The sequence below is a fragment of the Streptomyces sp. NPDC046122 genome (assembly GCF_056429965.1).
Genome location: NZ_JBWKLQ010000048.1, coordinates 1 through 1,474 on the forward strand (window position 1 = coordinate 1; position 1,474 = coordinate 1,474).

General features: G+C 69.2%; 1 protein-coding gene. It reads left to right on the forward strand.

All coding sequences use genetic code 11. The annotated features are described in order from the left end of the window. Positions 1-1,474 (forward strand): condensation domain-containing protein (locus AC07FK_RS34090; RefSeq protein ID WP_479108771.1); only part of this gene is annotated, 1,474 nt, incomplete at both ends.

Genomic DNA, 1,474 nt, shown 5'->3' on the forward strand with positions numbered 1-1,474 from the left:
CGGGACGTGTTCCAGCACCGTACGGTCGCCGGACTCGCCACCGCGCTCGCCGGCACCGAGCCGGTCGCCGAGACCACCGTCGTCGCACCGTTCGCGTTGATCGGAGCGGAGGACAGGGCGAAGCTGCCGGAGGGCCTGGTGGACGCCTTCCCGCTGGCGCAGGTGCAGCTCGGCATGCTGGTCGAAATGCTCGCCGACGAGGGCCTGAACAAGTACCACAACACCACGGCGTTCCGGATCAAGGACGGCCGGCCGTTCGACGTGGACGCGTTGCGGCGCGCCGGGCAGGCCGTGGTCGAGCGCCACGAGATGCTCCGTGCCTCCTTCGACCTCGAAGGCTTCGAGGTGCCGCTCCAGCTGATCCACGCGAGCGCCGTCATTCCGGTGACCGTGCATGATCTGCGCGCCCTGGACGCCGAGCAGCAGGCCGAGGCCCGCCGGGCGCACATCGACGCCGAACGGGCGGAGACGTTCGATCTGTCCCGCGCACCCCTGCTCCGTGTCTCCGCGCTCGTCGAGTCCGACGAAGCCTGGTGGCTTTCCGTGAGTGTCTGCCACCCCATTACGGAGGGCTGGAGTCACCGCACGCTGCTCAGCGACATCGTCGAGGGGTACCTGCGGGTACGCAGCGGCGAGACGCTGGCGGCAGTCGCGGTTCCCGCCGTCCGTTACGCGGACTTCGTCGCCGCCGAGCTGGCGTCCATGGCGTCGGACGAGGACCGTGACTACTGGCGCGACATCCTCGGCACCCACGCCCGGTTCGAGCTGCCCGCCGGTTGGGGCGACCCCGAGCCGGGACGGGCGAACACCGTGCACGTACCGCTCACCGGCCTCACTCCCGCGCTGCGCTCTGCCGCGAGCAGCACGGGAACGTCACTCAAAGCCGTGCTGCACGCGGCGCACCTGAAGGTGATGAGCCAGCTCACCACCGAGAACTCGTTCTACACCGGCCTGGTGTCCAGCGGCCGGCCCGAGGTGGTGGGCGCCGAGCGGGTGTACGGCATGTACCTCAATACTGTGCCGTTCGCCTACGAGCGGGGTGCGAAGACCTGGCGCGAGTTGATCCGCCAGGTGTTCGACCAGGAAGGCGCGCTCTGGCCGCACCGCCGCTTCCCGATGCCGGTGATGCAGCGGGAGCTGAGCGACGGAACGAGGCTCCTCGACGTCCGCTTCAGTTATCTCGACCTGGCCGACGCGCAAGCGGAGTCCGATGTCGTCGACACCGACTCCGGTGACGGCGAAGGCGCTACCGAGTTCGGTCTGGCCGTGGCTGCCCGAGGCAGCGGCCTGCTGCTCACGGTCAACCCCCAGGTGCTCGGCCGGGAGGGTGTCGACCGTTTGGCGTCGATGTACCGGTCGGTGTTGGAGTCGATGGCTGCGGATGTGGAGGGTGATGCGCGGGAGGTGTTTCTGCCGGGTGGTGAGCGTGAGCGGGTGCTGACTGGTTGGAACGATTCGGGTGTGGTGGTGCCGG